This window comes from Dyadobacter sp. SG02 (genome assembly GCF_900109045.1).
Classification (GTDB): Bacteria; Bacteroidota; Bacteroidia; order Cytophagales; family Spirosomataceae; genus Dyadobacter.
In genome coordinates this window covers 293035-314515 of record NZ_FNYL01000001.1, presented here as the reverse complement: position 1 = coordinate 314515, position 21481 = coordinate 293035, and the positions used below count along the sequence as shown (strand labels likewise).

Annotated in this window: 7 protein-coding genes; 4 read left to right on the top strand and 3 right to left on the bottom strand. The window is 51.1% G+C overall.

The genetic code is table 11. From position 1 onward, the window contains the following. Nucleotides 1–110 precede the first annotated feature (110 nt). Both BMW93_RS01320 and BMW93_RS01315 read left to right on the top strand, forming a co-directional pair. Nucleotides 111–3983 carry a cache domain-containing protein gene (locus tag BMW93_RS01320; RefSeq protein WP_090373396.1) on the top strand — a complete coding sequence of 1291 codons (3873 nt, stop codon included), beginning with the start codon at nt 111–113 and terminating at the stop codon, nt 3981–3983. A 56-nt stretch (nt 3984–4039) separates the two neighbouring features. Next, a complete protein-coding gene (locus BMW93_RS01315) occupies nt 4040–4795 on the top strand; it encodes a CHAP domain-containing protein (RefSeq protein ID WP_090373395.1) in 756 nt (251 codons plus the stop codon). A 69-nt stretch (nt 4796–4864) separates the two neighbouring features. Here the strand turns inward: BMW93_RS01315 and BMW93_RS01310 are convergent, their stop codons facing one another. The 3 genes from BMW93_RS01310 to BMW93_RS01300 form a co-directional block, all read right to left on the bottom strand. Further along, nucleotides 4865–5134 (bottom strand): hypothetical protein, encoded by a 270-nt coding sequence (locus tag BMW93_RS01310; protein ID WP_090373394.1) that lies wholly within the window; start codon nt 5132–5134, stop codon nt 4865–4867. A gap of 474 nt (nt 5135–5608) precedes the next feature. Then, nucleotides 5609–6361, bottom strand: coding sequence for a response regulator transcription factor (locus tag BMW93_RS01305; protein WP_090373393.1), 753 nt, complete (start codon nt 6359–6361; stop codon nt 5609–5611). Nucleotides 6362–6372: 11 nt separating this feature from the next. Further along, complete coding sequence (locus BMW93_RS01300) at nt 6373–8133, bottom strand: sensor histidine kinase (RefSeq protein ID WP_090373392.1); 1761 nt, start codon at nt 8131–8133, stop codon at nt 6373–6375. 298 nt (nt 8134–8431) lie between these two features. On the opposite strand from BMW93_RS01300, the gene BMW93_RS01290 reads away from it, so the two are divergent. Beyond that, entirely contained in the window at nt 8432–9949 is a 1518-nt protein-coding gene (locus BMW93_RS01290) for a T9SS type A sorting domain-containing protein (RefSeq protein WP_090373390.1), read from the top strand. Nucleotides 9950–9972: 23 nt separating this feature from the next. After that, nucleotides 9973–21102, top strand: coding sequence for a PKD domain-containing protein (locus tag BMW93_RS01285; protein WP_090373389.1), 11130 nt, complete (start codon nt 9973–9975; stop codon nt 21100–21102). The last annotated feature ends 379 nt before the right edge of the window (nt 21103–21481 follow it).

Here is a 21481-nt window from a genome sequence, read left to right as displayed (position 1 = left end):
ATTCGGGTGTAATGCCCGAACGGATTGGTCTCTTTCCTTTTCGGAGGATAGTAGAATGCAAGTGCGGGCGCATCTGCGCCGGAGATCCACGAATTTGTCCCTTAGTGCCCATGAGATCGTTATTGCCATCCAAGGAAAATATCCCCGCATTTCTGACGCTGGGGGTTGTAGCAGTTCTCGCTTGTTTTTATTACTTCAAATATTTGCCCGACACGGAAGCAAGTATCAAGGAATGGAAATTTAGGACGCTTCAGAACGTTGCCAGGAATATCCGGAGCAAGATCGAAACCGGACACCTTCAACTTCAAACTTATCTTAAAAGCGAGAAACTCGGAACGACTTTGCCCAATACGGGTATAGCCACGTTGAACGCGTTTCTGCGTCAGCAACGAACGAATAACTTCCCAATTACGCAAATCGTACCGCCGAAACCGGATTTCATATCGTTGAAGTTACTTCCACATCAGCCGCGGCAATTAGTCCTTTCCGATTCGGTTAAATACAGAAATCACGATTATACGTTGTCGTTGGAATATACTTTCTCCGACTTCATAAAGCCCTTGTTGCCGGAGAATGTTTTTGAGCACTATATCGTCACAGACAGTCTGACGGTACTTTATGAAACCTTTTCTTCCGGTTTTGACCCTCTTCGGGATTCGATTTTTACCAAAAGGAAAAAGCTGGCCGCATCAGAAATTGTTTACCGCGAAATTGCTGGAAGTGAGCGGCTGCTGTTTGTGCAACCGGTGAAACTGGGTAACAAAATCGACGTTTATGTTATGGGCGTGGTATCGAAAGAGAATTTCTTTCAAGCAAAAACGCGATTGCCGCCCTATCTCATCCTACTACTGATTACCATCTTTACGATCATTCTTGTCACTTTCCCCATTATCAAGCTATACCAGCTTGGAGAAGAGGACAGGCTAACGCGCACCGACGCGATATCCGTTACGGTGGTCTCGATGTTTTTGCTGTCGATGTTATTCATGTGTCTGGTAAAATATGGCAGAAAACCGGCCGGCGGTGAAGCGAAAGCCAAAGAGGTGCTTGCCGAGGCGGTGAGGGCGGCTTTTGTTCAGGAGATCGCCGACACCTATCACCGGCTTTTTTGTATTAATCAGCTCATTGAAAGTCACTCTCGTTTCAAGGACTCGTTTACCGGTAGTAGCGGCACGATGTTCAAGGATATCATTTTGGATAATGCCATTGACCGCATTACCCAGGGTATAGATCTCGACCGGGTTTTCTGGATGGACAAGAACGGGACCGAGGTTCGGACCTGGAATGTAGACCGTCGCGAACCGGGCTTTTCGGGTCAGTTCAAAGACCGCGCTTATTTCAAGAACATCGTGAACGGTGCGCCTTATCTGCTAAAAGGCTCGGAAGAATCGGCTTTGTATGTCGATCAGGTTGTTTCGTGGATATCGGGTGATTTTCTGACGGACATCTCCATCGCGTCTTCTATCGGCAAAGCGAAGGTCGCTGCAATTTCGTTCCGGGTAAAAAGTCTTAAGGATTATAAAATGCCCCCGGCATACACTTTTGCGATGATCGACAGATCGGGCAAAGTTTTGTATCATTCCGACTCTACCCGCAATCTGAATGAAAATTTGTTCGAAGAATTCTCGGAGGAAAGGAAACTGAGAGTCTGTCTGGAAAAGGGTGTCACCGCCACTTTCAGTACCCGGTATTTTGGCCAGGAATACCAGGTTTTAATGAAGGCGGTCGGGGAGGGGCTTCCTTACTATCTTGTTGTCATGGAGAACCTGGTGCTCGACGACTACCGGGACATCAACGTATACAGCTTTACGATTTCGATGCAAATGCTGGTGTTCCTCCTGATCACGATCCAGGTGCTGGTCATGTTCCTGGCTTCCGCGAAGCGGTCATTATTTAAAGGGCAGATGTTTGAAACCGACTGGATCGGTCCGAAAGAATCCAGCAACTGGGAGTACATTGTTTCCACGGCATTCAACATATTGTTGTTCATAGGATTATGTGCTGGCCGCCATCAGCCGGTTTTGTGCCAGTTCTTTGTGTTGCTCGTTGCAAGCACTTCTATGCCCGTATTTCTGAACTTTCTGTTCGCCTATAAATACCATAACAGGCTGTTGCCTTCGAAATGGTACAAGATCAAGGCAGGTCTCTGGGGGATTTCCATTCCGGTGTCGTTGAACGTTTTGGCAGCATGGGCGCTTGAAGAATCGTGGACCACTTTCTGGACTTTTGAAATAAAAATCATCCTCACCCCGGCCGTCCTTTGCTTTGGCATACATGCATTGCCCGACGTTCTGAAACTTGGTTCAAACAAGTTAACCGCCTGGCTAGGCTACAACCAGACTTACACCACGGTTCTGGTTTCATGGATGCTCGTCACGATGGGCATTCCGATGGTCATCTTTTTTAACGCGTCTTACAACTACGATCAGCACCTGATAGCGCGTTCCCAGCAACTGAATTTCCTGAACGCCTACATACCGCAGGCGCGTTTAGAAAGCGCGAACAGCTACGCCGTGGAATCCGAGCAAGAAAAGCTCGCCCGGTTACGTTCGGGATTCTATTTTGATGGCTACTGGCTCGACACCGCCGGGGTAGCCGGAAGGGGTACGGTCGCATTTTTGGAAGACGACAAAAAAATCAGGGATTTACTGCAATCTCTTCGCATTTACGAAAGTGAGCGGCTATCTTCTCCGTTATATCTGGACGAGCCTGCGTCAGCTGACCTTTCGTTTTATTTCAACAATCTGATGCACCAGGTTAACGGCCATTCGGATTCGACCTCCACGTCCTATAACGTAGGCAACGACAGGTATTTGTGGGTAGCCTCTTCAAGTCTGAACACCAGGCTTCCACGCCTTTTCGGAGATCAGGGCTTTTTTCTGTGGGTGTTTTTTTTTCTGGTGCTGCTGGGCTTTTATTTCGTTTTCCAGGGATTGATCAATAAAATCTTTTCCATCAAAGTCCCAGAAGCCGCTGCGCGGATGCCGCTGACGCTCGACAAGATCACCGACAAGACTTCCACAGCCCAGTTTTTCGTGGTCGGATCATCGAGGTTTGGCCAATTGCAGCTCATAGACGACCTGTTGACGGGACGCGAACAACCGCCGGTCAAAAAGCTTATCATCGACGCTTCGCGGATTCCGGAAAAGGACGACGACGTGAGTATGAAAAAATGGACCGCCCCCATTTTCGATGCCGAAAACGCCAAATACGAACTCATTATCATTCAAAATTTCGAGTACAATTTCAAAAATGTCAGGGCGACTTATCTGAAATTGTCCATGCTGGAAAGGTTAATGAGCAAGGCAAAGAACAGCAAGATCCTGATCTTGTCGGCGATCCACTCTGACTGCCTGCTAGCATCGGTTTTGGAAAGCAACCCCAAGGAACTGGGCAACCACAGTATGGAGCGTTGGCAGGAGTTGCTGGGCAAATTTCAAATTGCGCTGAACCCGGTTTCTGAGCCAAAAATGTGTGCTGCTTTGGGCACTAGCCCTCAGCTGGAACGAAACGACAGTTTTCTTCTCAAATCCGTGGCGGCCTCCCAGCATTCCTATTTTTCTATTTGGCAATCTTTGTCGGAAAAGGAGAAATTCTTCCTGTATGATCTTGCCGAGGATGGCCTGGTCAATTCGTACGACCAAACTACATTGGACACCCTTCTCGAAAAAGGCCTGATCGTTCACCACGACGGGCGGCTCAAATTCATTACCAGGGGATTCCGTCATTTTATCCTCAGTTCTTTAGGGACTGTCGAGCTTGGAAAGATCATGGAAAAGGTCAATGACAATCGTAATTGGAACCGGGTCAGGGTTCCACTTGTGCTTGTGGCCTTGACGATCCTGGCGTTTATCCTTTCGTCGCAACGGGAAGCAAGTACAAAGATCATCACGTCCCTGGGCGCGCTCGTGACGGTAATTCCTGCGATCATCAATTTCCTCGGAACCCTGGGAGGCACCAACGCCAAGAAACCGGGGGCATAAACCATTCGATGTAACTTGTCTTATTGATCCATCTCACCTTAAAATCCATTACCACGATGAAATTTCCCAACAGAATAATCAAAGCCGGTGAAAGCGACACGAAGGTCGTGAAAGCGGTACAAGACCGATTGAAGGAATTGGGCATCGCCGACCTGCAAGGGACAGGCATTTTCGGGCCGAAAACGACTGCGGCCGTGAAACAATTTCAGGCATTGCACCGCGACATTCACGGTAACCCGTTGGTTGCGGACGGCAAAATAGGGCCGATCACCTGGCAGGTGCTTTTTAATATCCCCGTCGACAGTCCGCCGGCTCCTACCGGCGGTTCGGACCTACTCGAAAATGCGGTAGCCCAGGCCCTATCTCAGGTTGGCGTCATGGAAAACCCACTTTTCTCCAATAGGGGCAGGGAGATCAGAATGTACATGGAGCGCGCGGGCTCGCAGGAAGGGCTGTTCTGGTGCGCCGGATTTGTGTATTGGTGTTTTGACGAGGCCGCCCTTTCGCTGGGACGTAGTAACCCGTTGTTCAAAACGGTGGGATGCCTGAAACATTGGAACAATACGAATGCGACGAAAATCGTGAAGAGCGCCGCCACGACTAATCCCGGATTGATTAAACGGGGTAGCATTTTTATCAAGGACCACGGTGGCGGAATGGGTCACACAGGAATCGTCGAAAAGGTGGAAAACGGCTTTATCCAGACGATCGAAGGCAACAGCAACAGTAATGGAAGCAGCAATGGCATCGGCGTTTTTAGACTGACCCGCAAAATTAATTCCATCGAAAAGGGGTTTATCATTTATTCGTGATCGAGAATCAACCGGCCAAGGCCACCCCAGTTCGAATAAGGTGGCCTTTGTATTCCGGCGCCGTATCGGTTACCATTTGAAGGTCACCCTGACGAGCATGTTAACAGACTTTTGAGGCGTGCCGATCGATTTCCAGTAACGTTCATTGAGCAAACTATAGCCATTTAAGGCCAGTCGGTACCTCGGTTGGTCGTAGAAGACCGAAGCATTCACCGGCGCTTTGAAAGTGTTGGCGCTCTTGACCCATGACGCGCCCAAATAGTTGCTCCAGCGAGGGAGTGAAACGATGATCTTAATCGTCTGCGATTCAACCCGTTCAAATGGAAGCTTAGTCAGCATCCATGTTTCGCGACTCACCCGGGCATTAGCTTCTCTGGTGGCGGTCTAAAGATTGATATTCAATTAAGTTGCCTCCGTGATAACCTCTTTGCGCTTCGAGTCCATTGAAATTTTGAGGTTTAGTAAAACGAAGAGCGTATCCGACATTCGGAAATCCCAAGGGGGTTATTGGATGGTCGGTATCCGGAGATCGCAAGTTCACCATTGTGCGCGACAGCTACAACATGCGATTGAGTGAGATCATTACTGCACATGGGAGTAGAGGGCGCTGGTGTCGAAAACGTGTGCTATTGCTTAGATCGATGCTGTTATCTTCTAAGATGTGTAAGCGACATTCCCGCGCCAAACTTTTGATAGAATAGTATGTCCGACTATTGTTTTCACGATGGTCGATTACCCTTCAAGGTTTTAGTCCTTGGTACCTCTACCTATCAACCATCTCGTTGTAGACGAAGTCGATCTTTCTAAATTTACCTATTTGCGGCATTTTTCCAAGACTTCAATCAAAGCTTTGCGTCTGCCTTCGGGAATGCCAAATGGTTTCCCTGCCACGACTACCTGCAGCGAAGTGATACGCTCAATCCGGTCGAGACTGATGATTAGCGACCGCGACAATCTATAAAAGTTGGGAGTCAGTAAGGAAAACACGTAACCCATGCTGTTGGAAATACTAATATATCCATAGGCTTTCCCAGGATAGACCCTGCCGAATTCTGCTTCCGAAACGAAAAGTTTGGCATAAATTCCATCCGCCTCTACGAACAGTATTTCGGCAGTTCTCACGAGAATATGACCTTTAAATGCCGGCAGTAGCACAGTACTTTGCCAGGTTCGGGCAGAGGCAGGGATGTTACCGGCCTGGAAATTGCGCATGGCCAGGTCGATTTGCACCATGAGCTCTTCTGAGCGCAGTGGCTTGGATAGAAACGCTGCCGGATATACGCCATTACTTCGCTCGGCAGTAGCGCGTAAAGGGCGGCCTGTGATAAAAATGAACGGAATGGGCCGGATACGCGATAACTCGTTAGCCACAATGACACCATCTTCCGGACCGTCCAGCTCGATATCGATCAGCGCAAGGTCCACGGTCTGCTTGCGCATCAGGTCCAGAGCGTCGGTCAGATTGCTGGCCACTCCGGCGATCTGATACCCGCCCTGGGCCAGGTTTTGGTGCAGGCTCGTGGCGAGCATCCGGTCGTCTTCGATGATAAGTACAGTAGTAGACATGTCTTAATCTATTACAGGGTTTGATGTGCTGTTTGCAGCTCACGCTGTGTCCGGGTATCGAATCGGAAGGTAAAGCTACGATAACCCTCACCATCAAAACCGCCCTCAGCCTTCAAGTTCTCCAACATCTGGCCGATGAGGTCCAGCCCGAAAGAGCCGTGGCGCCTGGGGCGGGCCGGATTGATACCATTGTCGGCAAAAGAAAACCGGATGTGGTCGCCATGACGGCGGCAGGCGATGCGTAGCATAGGCGCTGGGTTTCCCGTGAATGCATATTTGCATGCGTTGGTTACCAGTTCATTAAGGATTAGTCCCAATGGAATCGCCTTGTTGGCATCCAGCAGGAGGTCGTCGATGAGATATTCTATTGCTACACCGGTCAGATTATAGCTGCGAAGTGTCCCTTCCACGATGTCGGGAATGTATTCGTCCACCTGTACACGGGCGAGCTTGCCCCCCTCATACAGCTGCCTATGCACGTGCGAAAGCGCGTCGAGGCGCCGCAAACTCTCTTCCAAGGCCTCGATGGCTACCGGGTCAGAGAGCTTTTGGCGCTCGCTGCTAAGCAATGTGAACACTGATTGCAAACCATTGTTAAACCGGTGACTCTGTTCCCGCACCAGGCCTTCATTCACCGTGCTTCTTTTTTTGTAAATAATAAAAAGTCGAAAGAAAAGCACTGCCGAAATCCCGCCCATCAATGCGAGCAAGAGCGTAACGATGTTCAGCTCGCGCTGCATGCGCACTTCCTGCTCGTTAGCCCTCAGTTTGATCTCCTTACTTTCATTTTCGTACTGGGCACGAAGTCCGTCGAATGCGCCGTCGCGGTAAGCATTCACCTCGTAAAGATTAAACGCATTGGCCCGTTGCCGGTGCGCGTAGGCTTTCTTCCAATCACCCATATAACTATAATAGTCGGCCTGGATTTCCTCGATGCGCCGCAATTCCTTGTGGGAATGGACTTTCAGCGCCTTACTGATGCGTAACCCTTCGCCGAGCCATTTGCGCGCCTCCACGGGCTGCCGAAGTCCCATATAGGAGGTACAAATACTGAATGCGAGATCGACAATATTCCGCCAGTCCTTTTCCTTTCGGTAAATGGTCATAGCCATAGTCTGGAAACCGATCGCGGTTGTAAATTCTTTCCGTACCTGCCAGTAGCCGGATGTACAAAAGTAGGTGAGGGCAATGTCCTTCGGCGGCATAGGGATAGCAATTGCCAATGCAAGCGCCTTTTCGGAGTAGCGGAATGCGCTATCGAGCGACGGAACAAATGTTTTGGCGGGGTTGGTGTTTCGTCTCTCCCAGGCGAACTGATGGGCACCGGCCATGCCCCGGTAACCGCCGACCATCCGCTCGCGCGCACCGGCTCTTTCAAAATTATACAACGCCTTGCTAGCAAATCTCATAATGCTGTCGGGATTGCCCCGTTCACCCTGGCTGTATTCGCAATCAGTCATCCAGAGGTACACTTTTCCCACCGATTCGGATGGCCCGAGCGGCTCCCAGATTTTCAATGCGCGGGTAAACCATTGCCGGGCCCTATGGTAGTTGACCAACCCTTCATAACGCTTTCCCATTAGATAACACAATTCGGCGATTTCGAGCGAGTCGGCGCCGCGTGCCACGGCACTGTTGTACTCCTGTTGTGTTTCCAGGAACCGGTCGTACGCGCGCTTGCCTGTCTGGGCATTTACAACACTTTGTGCCGCGCTGTGGGTAACCGACATTATCAGCACACAAAAATACCAGAGCAAGAATGGGCGTCGCATCGGGGAGGGTGGAGTTTGATAGACAACGGCGTAAACAGTGTGTCAAAATACTTCGTTTGTAACTCAAAATCAACTCTTGTAACATTTTCCTTTTTTCCGGCCGCCCGCTTCGCAACGCCATTTTCCCGGTTGAAAAGGAATACGACCGGTTTCGGAAGATTTAAGAAGAACGTAACCCGATGTGTCTTTTTTTTGAGTCGTTTTCACAAGTGCGGTAAATGCCGCAGCCCGATGAAAAAAGCCCTGCTCTATTAATTCATTGAACATTGACGTGCCTCAAACGATATGCAGTCGATTTATGAAAAAACTTTACCCGACCCTCTTTCTTACATGTGGATTTTTGATTCACACGCACGCATTTGCCCAGTCGATAAACTCCGGTACGCTCACTAATGACGGAGGGAGTGTCGACAACCATCCCGTCTGGACCAACTCGGCCGACGGGAACTATTTCGGTAGTAACAATGGGAAGTTTAACCATTTTGGATCGTCCACGCTTACCCTCACCAACGATGGTGGGTACAGAGCAGCGACGGGCCATACGGACGTGTTCAGTGGCCCTGACGGGCAGGCCGGAGCGCAGGAAATCGCTGGCTCCAAGCGGCTACATCTTTTCAACGCCGACTTCGTCAATGGAATAGCAAGTCCGATTTACATCAGCAATACGGAAGGAATTAGCATTGCGGGCGCCCTGAATTTTGAAAATGGCATTACTTCCACGCTGCGAAACCTGCATCATGCGGCGGCTATCGTTTTCGAAGCAGGTGCAACCTACCAGAATGGGAACACCGACGCCCAGCACGTGAATGGCTATGTTGCCAAAATCGGTAATACTGCATTTAGTTTTCCGATCGGCAGTGGGACGGACATCAGGCCGCTAACCATCAGCGCGCCAGCGGCTGCCATTGCGCACTTAGCCGCAGCATGGATCGCGGGCAGCCCGGCGCTCACCGGCGACCCGTCGGATATAGCTGCCACGCATCCGCTGAATGCGGTGGTTAGCCCGGTCGTTTCGGTATCGGACGTCGGCCAGTGGGATTGGATTACCGTTGTCCCGCCCGGTAATGATATCACCGTCACCGTATCTTTGCCCGATGTTCACTCCTTTGCGGTGGTCAGCAATCTGCGCCTGGTAGGTTGGAATGGCACCGCCTGGATCAATTTGAGCGCGAACGCCAATGCTACGGGCGTTGTGGAAGGTAGCACGCTGACCGGTACGATCCCGGCAGGTACAAACATCAGCGCGCTGGCCATTGGCAGCACGCAAGCGCCACTACCGGTGCGGCTGGTGTCATTCGACGCCAGGGCTGTGGAAAAATCCAAGGTGTTACTCATCTGGAAAACGGCCAGCGAACAGGACAACGACTACTTCCAGGTGGAGCATTCGCTCGATGCCCGCACGTTCGAGGCGATCGGGCGAGTGAAGGGCAGAGGTACGGTTTTGTCCGAAAATTCAGAATATTCTTTTAACCACACCGCGCCGGTTTCGTTCGGGGTGCATTACTACCGCTTAAAACAAGTCGATTTTGACGGGAACTTTGCGTATAGTGCTATACGGACGGTCGATCTGGGCGATCCGGTAACGCTGGTTTATCCAAACCCTGCGACCGATAAGATCAACATCGACATTGCCGACTGGAAGCTCATCGAATCCGTTGAGCTGCTGAACGCCAGCGGGCAAAATGTTTACAAAAGCCGCGACAAAAAGCCGTCGATCAGGATCGATTCGCGCTTTTTTCCGGCGGGCCTGTATTTGCTGCGGTTCAAATACATGAACGGCACCCATCTCAATCAAAAAATAGCAATCGCTAACTAGTTTTCCACCATCCTCCCGGCTTTATGAAGCGATTTTTTACGCCCCTGCGTGCCCTTTTGCCGGCACTGATTATTGTCTTTTTCTGTACCGAAATCTTCGCTCAAACGATCGTCAGCGGCGATGTATCCGGTGTATGGACAAAAGCTAACAGCCCTTACGTGTTTGAAGGGATGATCACCGTCCCCACCGGCCAAACGCTCACCATCGAGCCAGGTGTGGTGGTGGAATCCAGGAATTACAATGCTCATATCTCTGTTTACGGCACTCTGATTGCCGAGGGGACAGCCGCGGATTCGATTTATTTTCGAGGAATAGAAAATTTAACCTATAATTCGGCTTCAACCCATGGGGGAGGCCTCTACTTTCAGAATGGCAGCGGAACGTCGTCATTCGACTATGTATCGATCAAACGTATGGGTGATACGAATTCGGGAGGCTACGCGGTTTATATTGCGAATGGAGAAACACCCGCTCTCAAAAGTACTGCCATTCTCGAAAGCGAAGGGCTGGATGTTTATACCTGGCCGGGGGGAGCGGCGGAGTTTTCTGAAATTAAGGCAATTATCGATCTTAATAACACTTCATTCGATACGGACATCATTATGCCTAGCTTGGGGTATGATGATTCTTTCTATCGAATCTCTTCCGATTTGACAATCCCGGCAGGGCGGAGGCTGACAGTTCATCCAGGAGTTATCATTGAATCTGACCGACTTGCAGCAAACATAAGTGTTTATGGTACCTTACTTGCAGAAGGGACTGCCACAGATTCGATCCGTATTCGTGGAAAGGCCAATCCTGAATACAGCTCCTCATCGACGCATGGGGGCGCTATTTACTTCCAGAACGGTAGTGGTGAGTCTTCATTGGATTATGTCTCCATTACACGAATGGGGGATGAGTCCGTTGGCGGAAATGCTGTTTTTATTACCTCCGGCGCGACGCCGACTTTTAAGAATGTCTCTATCATCGGTAGTGAACAGAGGGATATCTCTATGTGGGCAGGTGGAGCCGCGAATTTTTCCAATGTAAAAGCAATTGTCGAGTTAAACAATAGTCCCTATGATTCGGATATATCTATACCCAACCTCGGCTATACCGAATCTTTCTACCGCATTACAACGGATTTGACTGTACCAACCGGGCGAAAGCTAACGGTATACCCAGGGGTTTTAATAGAATCAGACAAGCTTTCGGCCAGCATTAGCATATATGGTACTTTACTTGCATTAGGAACTGCTACCGATTCAATCCGTATTCGTGGAAAGGCTAACCCAGGATACAGCCCCTTATCGACACATGGGGGGACTATTTACTTTCAGAATGGTAGCGGTGAATCTTCATTGGATTATGTCTCCATCGCACAAATGGGAGACGAGTCCGTTGGCGGCAATGCTGTTTTTATTACCTCCGGCGCGACGCCGACTTTTAAGAATGTCTCTATCATCGATAGTGAGCAAAGGGATATCTCTATCTGGGCAGGCGGAGCCGGGAATTTTTCCAATGTAAAGGCTATTATCGAGTTAAACAATAGTCCCTATGATTCGGATATATCTATTCCCAACCTTGGCTACGCCGAATCTTTCTATCGTATTGCAACGGATCTGACTGTTCCAACTGGGCGGAAACTAACGGTATATCCAGGAGTTTTAATAGAATCAGACAAGCTTTCAGCCAGCATTAACATATATGGTACTTTGCTCGCAGAAGGAACTGTTACGGACTCGATCCGTATTCGCGGTAAAGCCAATCCTGAGTACAGCCCTTCATCAACCCACGGAGGTACAATTTACTTTCAAAATGGCAGCGGCAAATCCATTCTAAAATTCGTGTCAATCGAAAAAATGGGGGATGAGTCCGCGGGAGGCTATGCGATGATGCTGCAAACCAGTGAAGTAGATATTTCAAACTCAACGATCAAACAAAGCGAACGTTACGCGATCTATAACAATGCCCCCACGCCGAAAATAACGGATTCGGACATTTATGGAAATGCAGTAGGGGTTTACAATGCAACAGGTAGCCCGATATTACAGGGTAACAAAATTTACGGCAATTCGGAGTTCGGTATCCAGAACATCGGCGTGGATTCCGTGGATGCGCGTAACACTTACTGGGGCAGTCCGACGGGCCCTTATCACGATCCGTTGAACACGGAAGGCGAAGGTAATAAGGTCTCCGACCGCGTCAAGTTTGTGCCCTGGGTCGGACAGGTCATTCAGGTTGCTCAAACGGTTGACTTCCCGGCGATACCAGACGCCTTTATCGACGATACCCTTGTGTTGGCCGCCACTGCTACTTCCGAATTGCCCGTAAGCTACTCGATGGTAACGAACCCGGCGACTGGCGTGGCGACGCTTTCGGGCAATACCATTACATTCATGGGCGTGCCCGGGCAGGTGGTGGTTACTGCCAGCCAGGCGGGAAATGCCTCCTTTCTGCCTGCTGAAGCGCAACAGACGTTCAATGTCATTAAAAGGTCACAGACGATTACTTTTGAACCGGTTCCTGCCAAAACCATCGGTGATGTACCTTTCGCATTAGTTGCCAGCGCGAGCTCGGGGCTTGCGGTTAGCTTTCAGATCGTTTCCGGACCCGCTACGGTGGCTTCAAACCAAGTTACCTTAACCGGAACCGGCACGGTGATCATCGAGGCGACACAATCGGGCAATGGTGTTTACAATGCCGCAATTGCCGTCCGCCAAAATTTCGAAGTTCAGCCGAAATACGCAGATTTCGTGGTGAAAAATGTTGTGTCCGGCCAGCTGGAGATCGGCGCCAATGACGTTGTCACCGTCACTTGGGATGTCCATAACGACGGCGTCGCTTCTTCCCCGCGAAACTGGTTTGAAAGGATCTATATCCAATCCGCCAGTGGCCAGAATCGGACTTTCATAAAACAAATAACATTCTCGAATGCGGGCACGCTCGAACCGGGCCAGCACATAGCCAGGAACGACAACGTGACTTTGCCCCCGCATATGAATGTCGGCGATCAGGCTGTATTTGTGGTAGAACTGATACCGGCATCGTCAACTATGGAAGCGCCCGGCGCACAGGTAAACAACACCGGTGTCCAGCAGGGCGCATGGACGATCCGTAAGGTTCTGACGGTTTCTTTGTCGTCCAACCAGGTAACGGAAGGCACTTCCGTACTCACTGCAACGGTGACCAGATCGGGCTCTCTCGATAACGAACTGCCCATAACCCTGGCCTTCAACAATCCTTCACGTCTCTCTTTTCCTGCATCGATATCCATTCCGGCAGGACACTCGGGTATAACTTTCAACATCGGTGTCCCGGATAATACCACCGTTGAAACTACGACCACCGAACAATTACAGGTCTCGGCCGCCGGGTATCCCGGAGCCTCTGCCAGTTTTTCGGTAGTGGACGACGATCAGGCAACATTATCGATTGCGCAACTCCCTGCCAGCGCCATGGAGGGGCAATCGTTAACATTCAAGGTTACCACCAATGTGGCGCCTTCCAGCCCGCTTGTCGTTTATCTGCAAAGCGGCAATGGCGGCCGTTTCCCGGTTCCGCCTTCGGTCACAATCCCGTCGGGTGCATTGGAAGCGTCGGCAAATGTGACGCTGGCGCAGGATAATGTACCTGAAATCGACCTGGACGTATCGGTTACCGCAGGTGCGGCAAACCACAAACCGGCAACAGGTACGATCCGTATCAACGACGATGACCTACCCAATCTGGAATTGGTCGTGGCGTCGGCGAGTTTGTCGGAATCGGCAGGTTTGCGCGCCACGCAGGCCACGTTGCGCAGAACGTTCACCAGTAATCCGGTCGCATTTACGGCAAACTTGTCGGCCAGCGTTCCCAATGCGCTGATCTTGCCCGGCGCGATCTCGTTAGCTGCTGGGGAAAACGAAAAGACTTTCGCCATCGGGGTGCTGGATAACACGATTGTCGATGGACAGCGCCAGGTGACGGTCACCGCCTCGATTTTCGTCGCGTCGTGTAACTGTAATACGCCGTCGGCTACATCCGGTTCGGTATCTTCCATGATCACGATCAACGACAATGATGGCCCTTCGCTCCAATTGACGGTTGCCCAGCAAACCCTTTCCGAAGGCCAGTCCAATGCCGGCGCGCTACGCATTACACGCAATACACCCACAACGGGGGAACTGGTGGTGAACCTTTTGTCGTCTGACGAAACCGAAGCCACAGTTCCCGCTAACGCCACCATACCCGCCGGCCAGAGCTTCGTGGAAGTGCCCATTACGACCATCAGTGACGGCTCGGCCGACGGTAATCAACAGGTTTACCTTTCAGCCACCGTCGATGGGTTCTCTTCCGGCTCAACCTGGATTGTGGTCACCGATCTGACCAAGCCCGACCTACAAATTACCGCCGTGCAGCCGTCGTCCAATGCCGTTACAACCGGGGCGATTTTCAACTATCAGGTCACGATTAAAAACACCGGATCTTCTACTGCGCCCATCGGAACGCTGGTCCGCGGCTATTTGTCAGCCGATAATGTGATCGACGGCTCGGATATCCTCATTTCGGAAAACACCCTCGCCGAAGCCGTCCCGGCCGGCCAGACTCGCCTGCTTATCAACGCCACGCGAGCCCCGGATAGCCCGGGAACCTACAAACTGCTTTACTGGGTAAATCCAACCAGTTCGTTGACCGAGCTTTTGCTGAGTAATAATGTTTCAGAACCGGTGAATTTTACGGTGCAATCAGGCTACACCGTGACGGCCGTCGTGGGACAAGAATATGTTACCAAAGGCACCGAGGTAGTGATCAATGGTGCTGCGGTTTCGGGTGGAAACGCGGCGGCAAATGCGGCGGTCGAAGTCTATGTGATCACAAATGGCATTCGCCGGAACCTGTCTGCTGTAACGGATGCCACGGGTAACTATCAGGCCAGATTCACGCCCGTTCCTACCGAAGCAGGTCACTACTCGGTAGGTGCAAGCGCCCCGGGCCTGGCTCAAACAACCGGCCAGGACGCGTTCGACATCCTGGGCGTGAGCGTCAATGATAATAATGCACCGCTCATTCCCGCGACACTCAATGAACCGCTGTCGGGCACATTGACGATTCAAAACCTGAGCGGAAGAGCGCTGACGAACGTGACCCTGACCCCGGTAACATTGCCCGCGGGGATGAGCATTCAGTTTCAAACGATACCATCGCTGGCAGGTAACGCGTCCGCTAATCTCGGCTATACGGTGACTGGGTCGGAGTTGTCTGTCGGTGATCGCTACCAGGCTGTTGATTTTCAGGTTAGCACGAATGAAGGGATTATTCAAAATACGCCTCTCTATTATTACTGCCAGGCGCCGAATGGTCTGCTGGTGGCAAACATATCGGGCATTCAGGCGAGTGTTTCGCAAAGTTCCGGGGAACGGAATGTGGAGATAATGCTCGTGAACAAAGGGAAGTCGGCCAGTGGAGCGATCCAGGTATTTTTACCAAATGCAAGCTGGATAACGGCTGTCACAGGTAAAAACATGCCTCCCCTTGCCCCGGGGGATACGGCCGTCGTTATCCTCAAATTTCTTGCGACGGCAGATATCCCGTTCAACTATCCGCTTTCAGGCAGCGTCGGATTCGGTGGTGCCAATGCCAACACGTTCACCATTCCTTTCACATTTGAAAAAGTAGCGGAATCATCCGGCACGGCGAAAGTGACGGTTACCAACCAGCTGAGCTACTACGCCGAGGGAGCGCCGAAGGTGAAGGACGCGTTGGTTAAAATCAAAAATTACTTTACCGGGCAGGTGTATGCAGAAGGGTATACCGGTTCAGACGGCGTTTTCACAGCCGAAAATGTCCCGGAAGGCAAGCACCGCATTACCGTCGAAAAGGACCAGCACCTTCCATACTCGAATGTGCTTGAAATCAATCCCGGTCGCACGGTCGAGCATAGCGCGTTCCTGAATTATCAGGCCATCACATTCAGCTGGAACGTCGAACCTACGGCCATTCAGGACCAATATGAAGTGACGCTGGAATCAAAGTTCGAGACGAACGTGCCTGTACCCATTGTGACGATCGAAGTGCCGCGGCAGATGCCCGCACTACCAGAAGGAGGAACGTTCCAGTTCTACGCAACCGTGACGAACCACGGACTCATTAAAGCAGAAGAAGTGCGTCTGGTCTTTCCCGAAGATCCGGAATTCGAATTTATCACCAATTATACCCCCGGCGACCTTCTACCGCAACAGAGCATACAGGTCCCAGTGGTAATGCGCCGGAAGGAGGGCTTCACAGGAGGTAGGCTGAACGCTTCGAACGCTGTCGGCCCTTGCGCAGGAGGTATTGGTGTTGTGTACATCTATATATGTAATATAAAGATCACACTGTCCGGAGCAGCAGCAGCTCCGTTTACCTATCCCCGGGATTGCAGTGGTGGCGGCCCCGGCGGCGGCCCAACCGTTTCAGCCAGCCAGTACGCGGTTATGTACGATATGTGGGCGGCGATGATGGTGCGGTTGGGTGAAATTGGTGTACAAATCCTTTGTCCTAATGGCTGTCCGGGCGGGTCCTCTGATCCAAACCTGGGAACGCCGGTGGTGCCACCGACGGAATTGCCTCAAGAGAGAAAAAGTTGCATTAAATGCATTACCGGCTTGGCTGGTGCAGTAATTGGATGTCATCCCAAGGGCGAAGTTCCTGCACTTCTTCTTTGCTACGCTGGGGTAATGTTAGATAAGAACGACCATAACAAGGACGATGGGATGTTTGATTGTGTGAAAAACGGTGTCAAGGGTCGTCTCGGCTCAATTGCAGATAAAGAAGCACCTGAATTTAAAATAGGTCGTATACTATGTATAAATGATGTTTTAAAAGCACTTGACGATTGCATCGATATTGAAATAGGTGGGGGCCGGATGAATGCACGCCTATATATGGCAAATACAACCAATGATTTACCAACTGCTGCACTTCAAAACATTAGGAGTGATCTGACCGCTGCTAGAAATGGGTACTTGGCAACTGAAAGTTGGTTGTTGGAATATTTTGGAGATATTTTAAATAGTGATGCGCGGGAAGTTTTTGTGCCTCTTGTAAGCAGCTACCTGGACAACTTGACGCCAATATCAGCCAATACCCAGGTTGAAATAATTAATTCAATGGCAGGCTATGACATTTCCACTGTAACCCTCAATGCGTTTTTTACAAGGTGGAATACATCACTTGAAGCATTAAATAACAATGTACTTTCCCCGAACGCTCAATATCCCGGCATTATCGATTGGAACAAAGTTGATGATTATGTATCTAATTTGATAGAGGCTCATAATTATGCCGTTGACAAGGGATTCGTGACGATTAGCGTTATGGATGAGGAATCTATGAAAGCCCTTAACCAAATTCTCGACGCCCAAAAGAACGGAGTCTGCGCCTCGGTTACAGTCCAATTCAAGCAACAGGTAACAATGACCCGTGAGGCGTTTGAGGGTACGCTGGAAATTTTTAACGGCCACCCGACGGATGCGATGAAGACGATTGCGGTAAACCTTTCGATTACCGACGAGAATGGTGTGCCGAGCAATGGTTTGTTCGAAGTCCAGACCCGCAGCCTCAGCGGACTTTCGGATGTGAACGGTAATGGCGAGATCAATGCAGGCCAGAAAGGCATTGCCCGGTTCCTTTTCATCCCGGAGATCGGTGCGGCCCCGCAGACACCGAAAGTGTACCGGTTCGGAGGAACGATTACTTACCTCGACCCTTATGCAAATGCGGTTGTAACGCTGCCATTGTCGGCAGTGCCGATCACCGTAAACCCGAGCCCAAATCTGATGCTCCATTACTTCATGCAGCGCAATATTTTGGGAGACGATGCGCTGACTTCGCCAGAAATAGAGCCTTCTGTGCCGGCGGAACTGGCGGTCCTGGTCGACAATGCAGGTTACGGTCCGGCTGGGAATATGACGATTTCATCGGCGCAACCGACCATTGTAGACAACGAGAAAGGCCTGGCGATTAATTTCAACCTGACCGGTTCGAACTTCCAGGGACAGCCACGCCAGTTTGGTATCACAAATATCAACTTTGGTACCATTCCTGCATTGCAGTCACGCGTGGGGCAATGGTATTTTACGAGCTCGCTGCTGGGTAAGTTTGTTGCGTACGATGCGAAAGTGGTGCATACCAGCAGCCTGGGGAACCCCGATCTAAGCCTGGTACAAGGCGTGAAGCTGCATGAGCTGACCAAAAGTATTCGTTTGTACGGCACATCGGACGACGGAATCAACGACTTCCTGGTGAACGATATTTTCGACGTCAACGACCTACCCGATATCATTTATTTCTCGCAGGGCCGGCGAACGGCCAAAGTCGTTCCGGCAGCAAGCGGTAGCTTCGACGCGGCGGTTTCCCCACCTACGTTTACCAACACACTTTCGGTGATACCTTTTGATACCGGCTTTAACTACATCATGCTGGAAGATCCGGGCCAACGGCGCTACGAACTTGAAAGCGTGACGCGCAGTGATGGTCAGCCGATTCCGCTGGATAATGCCTGGCTGACGTTCGTGACGTTGCCGGTTGCAGGTTCGCCAGTTTATGAAAACAAATTTCATCTGGTGGATTATTTTGCCTCGAATGGCGCCACGACTTACACGGTGCGCTGGAAGCCGGTGAACACAGATATTCCAAGGGTGGATAGCATTAGCGGCGCACCGAGTCAGGTGTCGGCGGTCCAGATTTCGAAGTTGCGGATACATTTCAACAAAGCGATCGATCCCGCCAGTTTTAATTATGAAGACCTGAACCTGACCTTGCAAGGCGGGCCAAATATCGTTACCTCGGGGGTGACAGTAACACCTGTCAATGCTACAAGTTTCGAAGTGGATCTTTCAGCAGTCACGATCGGCAATGGATTTTACAACTTCACAGTGCAGGCCGCCGGCATCACCGACGTTTTCGGGACGCCCGGCCAAACCGGTAAACAGGTGACCTGGTCGCAATTCCTCGACGTACCTATCGTCCAGGCATTCCAGGGTATTTCGGCCAGTCGCAAGGCGTCGTCGTTCAGTACCATTCAGCTCCTGTTCAACTTGCCGATCGACGTATCGACCGCGACTTCGGAACGTTTTGGTATCTATAAAGACAATGCGCTTTTGCCCGGTGCGCTTACGATCGAATCGGTGAGTGCCGATCACAAGCTGTTCACACTCGGAGGGTTGCAGGCGATCATGACGCAGATGGGCGCGTACGAGCTTCGGGTGGATCTGCCGCAAATCAAATCGGAGAGCCAGGTGTCGGGAGCGGTAATGCAGTCGGTTACCCTGTATCTGGACAACACCGGTCCTGCGGTGGTACAGTTGGATAAATCGAATGACCAGGGAATTGATCCCCAGCATGTGCCTTTTGTGCATATAGGTTTCGATGAGGGCGTTGTGGGGCTGAATACCTCGGCATTGCACCTGACACGCAATGGAGAGAATATCCCACTATCCATCACTCAGTTGGAATATGTGAATGCCAAGACCTGGATTGCCGGCAACTTCGGCGTACAGACCTATCCGGAAGGTAATTATGTTTTCACCGTCGACCTGACCAAAGTAGTCGATAGTACCGGCAATGCAGGAACCGGGAGCCGTGAACTGCCCTGGACGGTAGACCGCACCGCAGGTATTAACATTAATGGCCTGACGCTAGGTCCCGACCGCGGTTTTTCTAATACGGACGGCATCAGTTCCGGCACTTCGCTGAATGTGGCTTACGAGCTGAGCGCCCCGGCTCCACAGGTGACCATCAGTCAGGTGGAGACCAACGGCGAGGTAGTGCTATTGAATGTTGCCAATGTAGCGGCAGGCCAACGCTCCGCGGTTGTGAATCTGTCCGGCGGCGGCCCGACGCGGATCAGGGTTACGGCGACCGCGGCTACTGGCGGCACCGCTACGGCCGAAAAGTCGATATTTATCGATCAGAAGCCGCTTTTCGCACAATGGAAATTTGCTGCTAACCAGAAACTGGCAACTCAGACGACGACGATCCCGCTGGCTTTCTCTGCCAGATTGCTGGATGCCGGCGGACTTGCCGCAGCGATCGAGTTGAGAAGAAACGGAACGATAGTACCAACTACAGGGCTGACGATCCAACCTGTCAACGACACGCTTTACAACGTTTCGGGCTTCAATACTATCAGTCCGGACGCGGGTAACTATACGCTCAATGCCAATATCGCGGGCCTGGCCAAGTACAGCAGCGGCCGCAGCGATGCGGGCATGGCGAGCGCAGCATGGGCCGTACTGTCGCCAAACCGAACTCCGGTGGCAAATGCAGGAGCCGACATCCTGGTAACGGCGCCCGGTACCGTAACGCTCGACGCCACGGCTTCTTCGGACCCGGATGGCGATGTACTCACTTACAACTGGGTGGCACCCGACGGCGTTACATTAAGCAATGCCAATGCTGGCAAACCCACGCTTACGCTGGCCGAAACAGACCGTGGTAAGACCTATTCAATCCTGCTGATTGCCCGTGACGGCACCTTGTTCAGTACGGATGTGGTGCTTGTCAAATTCGACTCGCAGGCTGGTTTCAGTGGCCTTGCAGCAGAATATTGTATTAATGCGGCACCGGTAACCCTCTCCGGCACCCCAGCTGGCGGGGTTTTCACCGGCCCCGGCATTACCGGATCGACGTTCGATCCAGCGACGGCAGGCCTGGGAACGCATACCGTGACTTACACAGTGAATGGACAGCCTTACGCACAGAGCACAAATGTACTGGCTGCACCCGCGCTGGGTGCGGACACGCTCGTGGCGATCGTGTGCGCCAGTGAGACCTTTGATCTCAGAACACTGGTGAATAGTACCGGCTTGACGATCAATTGGGGCACGGCCTATCCGGAAACTGCGGCAGAAGGTACCTACGAAATCGTCGCAGTAAACAGTTCGGGTTGCTCAGACACGCTGAGGGTCGAGGTAGGCCGAAAGTTGGCTCATTGGACTGGTGCGATTGGTACCGATTGGTTTGAAGCGGGCAACTGGGATATCGGAAGCGTACCTGATGCAAAAACACATGTAGTGATCCCAGCGAATACGCCGCAGTGTGAGCTTGCAGCGCACGCGAGCATTGCTACAATCAAACTGGAAAAGGGAAGTTTCATGAAAATTCAGGCCGGCAATAAACTAACAATTCTGGCAACTTGTGATTATTAGGAAAGGTGATGCAGTTTCCATACAAAAGATATGCGCAATTTGGAGATCCAGCATTTGATTTGCGTCTGCCAATGGCAACAAGATAGGAATGACACGTAAAACGGTGCATTCCTATCCAAAAGTTTTTGAAGGGGAATTTTCACCAGGTGAGGGGCGCAATTATCCTGGGAGCCAGTTGACTAGGATCCTCCGAACCTGTCTTCAAAGAGAAAGTTACTTCATTTATTTACGAGATGATGGTGTCTCGTGAACAAGTTGATTTAGCAGCAAATATGGGCTTCTACCTTTTAACGTGTTGGTGCTGTCACAGGAACGGCCCTTATGTCAAAAGATACAGAGCCTTGTCACCTTTCCTATACCGAAGCGAAAATTAGGGATT

Coding starts and splice junctions, on each gene's coding strand:
- BMW93_RS01310 (WP_090373394.1), bottom strand. CDS start 5,134: ATGCTGACTAAGCTTCCATTTGAACGGGTTGAATCGCAGACGATTAAG.
- BMW93_RS01285 (WP_090373389.1), top strand. CDS start 9,973: ATGAAGCGATTTTTTACGCCCCTGCGTGCCCTTTTGCCGGCACTGATT.
- BMW93_RS01290 (WP_090373390.1), top strand. CDS start 8,432: ATGAAAAAACTTTACCCGACCCTCTTTCTTACATGTGGATTTTTGATT.
- BMW93_RS01320 (WP_090373396.1), top strand. CDS start 111: ATGAGATCGTTATTGCCATCCAAGGAAAATATCCCCGCATTTCTGACG.
- BMW93_RS01305 (WP_090373393.1), bottom strand. CDS start 6,361: ATGTCTACTACTGTACTTATCATCGAAGACGACCGGATGCTCGCCACG.
- BMW93_RS01315 (WP_090373395.1), top strand. CDS start 4,040: ATGAAATTTCCCAACAGAATAATCAAAGCCGGTGAAAGCGACACGAAG.
- BMW93_RS01300 (WP_090373392.1), bottom strand. CDS start 8,133: ATGCGACGCCCATTCTTGCTCTGGTATTTTTGTGTGCTGATAATGTCG.